Origin of the sequence: Bifidobacterium sp. 7101, from assembly GCF_000499285.1 — a bacterium.
Lineage (GTDB): Bacteria > Actinomycetota > Actinomycetes > Actinomycetales > Bifidobacteriaceae > Bombiscardovia > Bombiscardovia apis_A.
In genome coordinates, this window is sequence record NZ_AWUN01000004.1 from 212,294 (window position 1) to 220,532 (window position 8,239).

The window sequence follows — 8,239 nt, forward strand, 5'->3', positions numbered from 1 at the left end:
TAAGACCTAAGTGAGACTGTTTGGCGGACCTACAGGTTCCCCTGTAGAGCGGTCACTTACAGCAGGCAGACACCCAGCCAGCAGAACCCTGTAAGCAGATCGGTGTAGCCCGACAACGCAAAGGCCCTACTGAAGCGGTTCCGACAGCTGGCCACTGTGGTGGCGATGGCCAGGGCCAGGACGGGCAGCAGGCAGAGTAGGCAGGGCCAAGCGTCGGCAAGGGAGCCATCAGACAGGGACCACGACTCGACCACGCCCAGGATCACAGCCAGGGCATAGCAGGACCCCATCAGAATCAGCGTGCCTCTTGCACCGATGAAGGAAGACAGCGTGTACTTGCCAGCCAAGGGGTCCGCATCAATGTCCCGATAGTTGTTGATCTCCAGAACGGGGATGCAGATAAGACCGCCGACAAGGGCACCGATGAACCCGTGACGGTCGATGCCGCCGGTCTCCATGTACTGGGTGGCCAGCACGCCCACCAGGCCGAAGAATATCATGATGCTCAGTTCGCCCATGGCCCTATAGCCGTAAGGGTGCTTACCTCCCGTGTAAAACCAGGCTCCCAGCAGGCAGAAGATGCCTACCAGGATCATCCACCAGTGGCCTGTCACCCAGCAGAGAATCAGGCCGGACAGGCAGGCCATAAGGATGTTGAGGTAGGCGGACAGCAGGACCTTCCGAGGCTCCACCCCACCAGCAACCCCTCTTCTGGGCAAATCAGGCACCGCCCCATCAGCGCCTGCACCCGAAAGGCTGCTCCGGCCCTCGTCGGTACCCCTGATTCCGTCAAAGTAGTCATTGGCCAGATTGCAGGTGCTGTGAATGAACACAGCCGTCAGACAGCATAAGAGGGCGATCAGCCAGAAGCGCGCATCCGGTCCCAGCCCTTGGCTGAACAGCTGCCGCAGGGCCACTGCCGTACCGATCAGAACCGGCGTGGGCGAGCAGAGCAGGGCCGAGGGCCGCAGTGCGTCCTTGTATTCCCGAAGTGTGATGAACATGATTGCCTGATTATCCACCAAATTGCTCGAAAGTCAGACTGCTCTCTTATGAGAGTATCAAGATTTTCACAGCTGCAGGAGCAGCCCCGCCGACCAGCATAGGGCGGAGACCAGAGTACCCTTGCCTGCCATACCAAAGGCCTTGGGCACCTGGCCACGGGCGAAGGCTCGACAGATCAGCAGAAAGACGGCGGCCACTGGCAGCAGGACCAGCACGAGTGGGAAGCCGGGCAGGCCACGTCGCATGACAGCCGGAACGAACTGAACCAGGCCCAGAGCCAGGCTCAGGATGTAGACCAGGTAAATGGAAATAGACGCTGCGCGCGCACCCACCAGAACCGCGTATGTGTGCTTGCCGGCTCGGCGATCGTCATCCAGATCCCGGTAATTGTTGAGCATGAGCAGACCCACGGCATTGAGCCCGCAGACGCAGGCACCCAGGATGCCGGCCGCATCGACCCTATTAATGAGGAAGTACTCGGTGCCCAGGGTGGCCACCAGACCGAAGAAGATAAAGACGCTGACCTCGCCCAGCCCGTGGTAGCCGTATGGATGCGGGCCGCCCACGTAACACCAGCCGGCGACCAGGCAGCAGACCCCGACCAGAATCATCCACCAGTGACCGGTCAGCGCCATGACGGCCAGACCCATCAAGCAGGTGAAGGCCGCCGAAATCATGGTGGCGTAGAGCACCTTCCTGGGCGGCACGCCGGCGGCCACCAAACGTCTCGGTCTGCCGGAGGCGGCTTCTTCACCGCCACGACCGGAGTCGGTGCCGCGAACGCCATCGGCATAGTCATTGGCGAAGTTGGCTGCAATCTGCATAGACAGAGCAAGCAGGACCAACAAGACCACGATCAGGGCCAACCGTCCCGGTGTGACCGCTTTCAGGACAGGGTCGACAGGCGTGGGCGAGCAAGAGCTGGTGCACTGTTCCAGAAGCCGTGACCGCTCCAAGAGTGCAGCCGAAGCACCCACGCAGACAGGGGCCACCGAGGCAGGCAGCGTCCTGGGACGCATACCATCCATCCACAGCTTGATATTCATGACCGTCCCTTCCCTGTTATCGTCTCAGATCAGCGGCTTGACCAGGGGGAAGGTGATGGTCTCGCGGATGGATGCGCCGGTAAGGGCGATCAGCAGACGATCGATGCCCATACCCATGCCGCCAGCGGGAGGCATGCCTACGCCCAGGGCCTCCAGGAAGTCCTCGTCAATGTCCATGGCCTCGACATCGCCGCGGCTGGCCATCTTGGCCTGCTCAACGAACCGCTGCCGCTGGACCACCGGATCGTTGAGCTCGGAGTAGCCCGTGGCCAGCTCGAAGCCGCGAACGTAAAGGTCCCACTTCTCGACCACGCCCGGCTTGGTACGGTGGGCCTTGACCAGGGGCGAGGTCTCGACCGGGAAATCACGCACGAAGGTCGGCTCATACAGCTTGTCCTGCCAGAAGTGCTCCCAGAGATGCTCGACCAGCTTGCCATGGTTTTCGGCCGGCTCCTCCTCCAAGCCCAGCTTGTCAGCGATAGTCCGCAGATGATCCACGCTGGTCTGCGGGGTGATCTCCTCGCCCAGGGACTCGGAAAGGGACTCATACATGCTGATCTGGCGCCAGTCCCCGCCGAAGTCGTACTGGCTGCCATCCTGCAGGGTCACCTTGAGCGATCCAGCCGTGGCCATGGCCGCCTTCTGGATCAGCTCCTTGGTCAGTTCTCCGATGGTGTCGTAGGTGCCGTAGGCCTGATAGGCCTCCAACATGGTGAACTCCGGGGCATGGGTGGCATCCACGCCTTCATTACGGAAGTCACGGTTGATCTCGAAGACCCGCTCAATGCCGCCGACCAGGCAACGCTTGAGGAAGAGCTCAGGGGCGATGCGCAGGTAGAGGTCGATGTCGAAGGCGTTCATATGCGTGGTAAAGGGACGTGCTGCAGCGCCGCCATGCACGGTCTGCAGCATGGGGGTCTCGACCTCCATGAAGTCGTGGTCCTCGAAGGTACGCCTCAGGGAGGAGACGGCCTTGGAACGACGGCGGACCATGGCCCGCACATCCTCATCGGCAATCATGGCCAGGTAGGGCTTGCGGGTGCGCTGCTCCTCGGTCAGTTCCTTATGAAGGGCGGGCAGGGGCTGAAGAGCCTTGGCTGCGATGTTCCACTCAGTAGCGAAGACGGAGAGTTCGCCGGTCTTGGAGGCGACTACGCGACCGCGCAGGTAGAGGTGGTCACCAAGGTCGACCAGCTGCTTGAACCGCTTCAGAGAATCAGCGCCGATCTCACGCTTGGAGATCATGCCCTGGATGCGGGTGCCATCGCCCGCCGCCAGTTGGACGAAGCAGAGACCGCCGCCGTTGCGCAGGAAAAGGACCCTGCCGGCGATGCCAACCACATCCTCGGTCTCCTGGCCCGGCTCAAGGCGGTCCTGATACTTGCGGCGCACATCCTCGATGCGGTCGGTCACATCCAGATGGACCGGGTAGGGTTCGATGCCTTCCTTGAGCATGAGCGCCCTCTTGGCCACACGCATGCGCACCTGTTCAGGATGTCCTTCAGCGCCGTCCGTCAGATTGTCGGGATCGATGGCGTCATCCAGCTGGGCGCCCTGATCGATCTTCTCCGTGATGGCCATATCCTGGTCAAGCAACGCCTGGGCGCGTTCGACCGTCGTCAGACGAGGGGTTTCTTCCGATGAGTCATTCATAAGTCGCTATTTTACGCATGAGCCAGTACTTGGCCCGGGGTACCGTCGAAGGGCAAGCGGTTAAACGGTCGCGCCGCGCAGACGATGGCGTTTGGCCGACGGTACGTGTACTATATAGAACGTTGTCACGGGGTATAGCGCAGCTTGGTAGCGCGCTTCGTTCGGGACGAAGAGGCCGGGGGTTCAAATCCCCCTACCCCGACAATGGCTTGAAGCCTAGGAACGCTGTAATAGCAACAGTTTCCTAGGCTTCTTCTTTACTTTCCTGATGGTTCTGCCCACATTTTGCCCACAGTTGTACGAGAAACAATCTGGTTAAGAGCGAGCGAAACCGATTGAAGGTCGCTTTCAAACAAATCGCTGTACACGTCAAGGGTCATTGACGCTTTGGCATGGCCGAGCTGCCTTTGTACTGCCTTGACGTTGGCTCCCGCAGACACCATCAGCGAGGCGGCCGTATGGCGTAGGTCATGGAGCGACATAGCCGGGAGGCGCGTCTCTTTGAGGGCCCTATTGAACCATGAGCCCGCCTTGCCCGCTGCTCGCCTTCGGGAGATGTAGTCCCCTTCCGGTTCGCTGAACAACAGATCAGAAGGCCGTTTGCCCGTGACGGCTTCCTTGAGCCCCGGCTCAAGGATAGCCGGCCATACAATTTTCCTGGGCTTACCGTTCTTGGGAAAGTCGATTATGATGCGGTTGCCTACCATGGTGGCGCTTCTGGCAACAAGTATGGTGCGATGCGAGAAGTCAACATCTTCAACACGCAAGCCTGCCGCTTCCCCCCAGCGAAGGCCGCAAAGCCCCAGGACGAGAACGAGCGTTTGGTGATTTCCGCAATGCTCGGCCAGATTCATCAGTTCTTCGGCGGATAAGTAGACGTGCTCCTTTGCCTTTTTTCTGGGCAGAATGATGCCTTCCGCCGGGTTTGAGAGTATGCGGCGGTCTTGCACCGCCGAGCGTAGAATCCCCAGTAGAATACCTTCCGCCCGAATGACCACAGTCGGACTTTTTGCCTTCACCGGTGGCCGTGAATGAGGACTGCCTGAACTGAGCTGGTTAACCCACTGCTGTATGTCGTTATGGCGTATGTCGCTGAGTCTGTAGTTGCCCCACTTTGGTTTGACATGGGTGTTCCAGGACACTTCCAGTGAATGGTAGGAGCTGGCTTTCATGGCGTTCTGTTTTGACGCTAGCCACTGCTCCCCGAGGTCTTCTATGAGGACGCGCGAGTCTGCTTCGTCTATGTACTCACCTCGCCGTTTTGCACGCTCTATCTCGTTCAGGAACGCCTCGGCATCGCGTTTGCGGGCGAATCCTCTTTTATCGGTATTAGTGTGGTCGGGTTTTCTGTAGCGCACTCGATACAGGGTCTTGCCTGCCGTATTCTCATACTTGGAGATTGAGGCCATTCTAGCTTTCCTTCTCGTCGCTTTCGAGCTGGCGAACAATGGCCGCGCGTATCTCTTCTGTAAGCTTTCTCGTGGCATGCCCTATAGCCTGCGGACTGAGTTTGCCTCCATTGACATAGGCTTTAGAAGGGGTTGCCTTCGCCATTGCTTCTGAAGCTTCGGTTAATCGCTTACCGTCTTGCAGATAGAGGCACCAAGCTTGCACAGTGAGCCCATCCACTGGTGCCGAACAGTTTTCTTCTTCAAGTAATCGGGAGATTTTGCGTGCAGCTCGCTGCTCCGAGAGAGAAGGCTCTTGAAGTTTATAGGTCTGCAAAAACCGTTTTGGCCACGATTTGCCTTCCGAACTCTTCGCAATCCTAATCAGCAAACTACTGCTCCTAACAGCAGGATGCGGATGGAGACAGCCCCCGGAAAGAAAGATGCGCAATTCGTTGTAAGGAAGCACAAAATCACCGGAGACAAGCACCTTGTCGCAGCTGTCAATCAAATCATCGAGCCTCAACTCTTTATTCGTCAGCTTCGTGAAAGCCGCAGCGTACAAAATGAGGTTCGCTAGCGTACAGCTCACCTCTCCTCGTTCGAGAGTGGCAATCGAATTGCGACTCCATTGGCCGCCAATTTCAAGAACAGTGCTGCTTATATCGTCCAGGCTTAAGCCATTCTTTTCCCTTAACGATCTCATGGCTCGACCCACAAGCGTGTTCATACGGACAGAGTCGTTTTTATTCATTTTCACTCCCATATTAGCCAGCCTACCACCACAGGTAACCAAATCCAGGAACTCCATATGCTAGTATCAGTGTACTGGCATTAGTACAGCCAGAAATGCTAAAAGAAAAGGAGTTGATATATGTCCGCTAAAGAACTACTCACCCCACAGGAGCTTTCAGCCCTCACTGGGCTGTCAGTAAGAACCCTGGCAGACCGCCGCTATCGAGGTCTGCCCCCAGCCTATTTGAAACCGGCCAATAGCCGGATAGTGCTGTACCGGCAAACCGATGTAGTCACTTGGATCAATCCGACAGCAAAGGACAATAATGATGAAAAATAATTACCTCGACGGCGATAGCTATACCCTACGGGCTCTCAGCCTGGAACCCAAGCAAGACACTGAGGGCCGCCAAAAACATGATCGGTCAGGGACCCCGCAGTTTGTCCTGCTATGCCTAGTCGAAGCTAAGGACGGGCATTCGACTCCGGAGCTAGTAAAGACAACTCTCACTCTGCCTGCGGCCGAATTGCCGAAGCTTTCAACGTTTTCGCCAGTCCGGTTGGTGGGGTGGACTGCCCGGCTATGGAACCTCGATGGCAGAGCCGGGATCGCCTACTCAGCTGAGGGCGTCCAGCCCATCAGCACAGGAGGGGGCAGGTCTTGACCTACGACATGACTATACCCCCACTTCTCAAGTGGCCCCTCATGATGGCAGCTAGCTCGGTTCTCCTGCTCTTGATGGTGGCCTGGGTCGTCCACATCTTTCGGTTCGGCCGGCGCCCCCTTGTTTTCGGAGCCTACCCTTTGCGAAGCTACATGTACCTCTGGCTGCTGAGATGGCGATGGCGGTCTTGCATGTATGAGGCAGGTCTCGCCGAGAAGCGAGCGGACGGTACGATAGTAGGTGCCCCACTTGTTCTCCGGCATGAGCGTACCCCACGTGGAGTGCGTCTGACGGTGCGCCCACGGGCTCGGGGCTCCAGCGCGCAAGCACTCGTTGACGCTGAGCGTCAGCTCGAACGGGTACTACGCAGAGACCTGACCGTGGAACAAGCTTCGCCGGACTCGGTGTACCTCACGCTGTACTTCAACCCGATTCCGATGAGCCAGCTTCCTGATGACTAGTCTACTCTTGGGACGCGACGCGGTCGAGGGTGACGATTTCACCCTCGACCCCGATGCCCCTTGCCACATCGCCATTCAGGGGCAGACTCGCTCCGGTAAGTCCATGCTCACCTATGTGGTTCTTAGCCAGCTTTCACGTCGTCCCGATGTGGTTGTGGCCGGCCTTGACCCCACGGGTATCGTGCTCGCCCCGTTTCAAGACGGGCCGATGCCCGAGTTGCGCGCCGGGGGGTTAGACCCCATATCGCGCTATGTTGAGGTTTTGCGGAACTTGGTTGCGATGATGGAAAAGCGCATCGGAGAGCTACTGGAAGCCGGCAGTGATGGTTTGACTCGGTTCAGCCCCTCCTCCCCCATGGTATTCGTCGTTTTGGAGGAATGGCCAGGGATCATGGCCGCCGCTAAAGCCGACGACCAGGCGACTGCTCGCAAGCCGGCTGAACGGTTGGCATCGAGGATTGAGCTGCTTACCGGCCGGCTTCTGAGGGAAGGCGCGAAGGTTGGTTTCAGAGTGTTAATGATTGCACAAAGGTTTTCCAGTGCCAGCATTGACACTGATGCCAGGGCGCAGTTTGCGATCCGCATTAGCCTGCGTTTGGATAATGCTGATGCGGTGCGCATGCTTCACGATAGCATTGATGAGGCGTTGATTGCCGCTTTTCCCAAGTTTGCCCCTGGCGAGGGTTTGTGCGACCTCCCGGGTGAGCGAATCCACTTCTACTCGTATTCGCTTGACTATCGGGAGTACCTACGGCGGGTTCGCCGCAATCTTTCCGGACAGCCTGGGCGAGCGTAGCGAGCGGGGGTTACGGCCCTCGGCCGTAACCCCCTTGAAGTCGGGACTAGTGTTACCCCGACTTCTGTTCTTAGTGCTTTGTATTGTTCGCGCCAGCCCTCCCAAGGTTTGCGAGCGGCAATCATATTTGTGCCCGCTTGTGCGGGGTTTGTGCCAGACAGGCAGGAGGTTCAACAATGGTTCGTTCTCATGGCAAGCAGGATACACGCTCACGGGGTTGGCTCCTTACCATCAAGGCCGAAAATCGGCCCTTCTCGGTCATTGAAAATGCCTTGTCTGCTTATCCGTTTTGCGGGCAACTCGAGCAGGGCGAGGGGAAGAACGCATATCAGCATTATCAGTTATGGCTGGAAGCCGGTCAGCCGTTAAGGTTCAGCACCTTGAAGAAAGCGTTGGAATCCGGCGGTATCGAGGACGCACATTGCGAGATGCGCCAAGGAACGAAGCAACAGGCTTTTGACTATGTAACCAAGGAAGCAACCCGTATAGA

Annotated in this window: 8 protein-coding genes and 1 tRNA gene; 4 read left to right on the forward strand and 5 right to left on the reverse strand. The window is 58.0% G+C overall.

Annotated features, from left to right (window positions below):
- Positions 1–56 precede the first annotated feature (56 nt).
- The 3 genes from menA (P272_RS0106595) to lysS form a co-directional block, all read right to left on the reverse strand.
- A complete protein-coding gene (gene menA, locus P272_RS0106595) occupies positions 57–1,004 on the reverse strand; it encodes a 1,4-dihydroxy-2-naphthoate octaprenyltransferase (protein WP_052323225.1) in 948 nt (315 codons plus the stop codon).
- 66 nt (positions 1,005–1,070) lie between these two features.
- Complete coding sequence (gene menA / locus P272_RS0106600; RefSeq protein WP_029678753.1) at positions 1,071–2,051, reverse strand: 1,4-dihydroxy-2-naphthoate octaprenyltransferase; 981 nt, start codon at positions 2,049–2,051, stop codon at positions 1,071–1,073.
- A gap of 24 nt (positions 2,052–2,075) precedes the next feature.
- Positions 2,076–3,704: a lysine--tRNA ligase gene (gene lysS / locus P272_RS0106605; protein ID WP_029678754.1), complete on the reverse strand. Its 1,629-nt coding sequence runs from the start codon at positions 3,702–3,704 to the stop codon at positions 2,076–2,078.
- A 128-nt stretch (positions 3,705–3,832) separates the two neighbouring features.
- Here lysS and P272_RS0106610 point away from each other — a divergent pair.
- Positions 3,833–3,906: transfer RNA gene (locus tag P272_RS0106610), tRNA-Pro, on the forward strand.
- A gap of 55 nt (positions 3,907–3,961) precedes the next feature.
- Here P272_RS0106610 and P272_RS0106615 read toward each other — a convergent pair.
- Positions 3,962–5,113, reverse strand: a complete 1,152-nt coding sequence (locus tag P272_RS0106615) for a tyrosine-type recombinase/integrase (RefSeq protein WP_029678755.1) — start codon at positions 5,111–5,113, stop codon at positions 3,962–3,964.
- A gap of 1 nt (position 5,114) precedes the next feature.
- Positions 5,115–5,846: a helix-turn-helix domain-containing protein gene (locus tag P272_RS09320; RefSeq protein ID WP_029678756.1), complete on the reverse strand. Its 732-nt coding sequence runs from the start codon at positions 5,844–5,846 to the stop codon at positions 5,115–5,117.
- Positions 5,847–5,966: 120 nt separating this feature from the next.
- Between P272_RS09320 and P272_RS09325 the strand changes: the two genes are divergently transcribed.
- From P272_RS09325 to P272_RS0106640, 3 genes are all read left to right on the forward strand, one after another.
- Entirely contained in the window at positions 5,967–6,167 is a 201-nt protein-coding gene (locus P272_RS09325; protein WP_155805033.1) for a helix-turn-helix transcriptional regulator, read from the forward strand.
- Between the two features lie 778 nt (positions 6,168–6,945).
- Positions 6,946–7,749, forward strand: coding sequence for an FtsK/SpoIIIE domain-containing protein (locus tag P272_RS0106635; protein WP_029678760.1), 804 nt, complete (start codon positions 6,946–6,948; stop codon positions 7,747–7,749).
- 176 nt (positions 7,750–7,925) lie between these two features.
- Positions 7,926–8,239: hypothetical protein (locus P272_RS0106640; protein WP_029678761.1), on the forward strand; the 314-nt coding region annotated here is incomplete at its 3' end.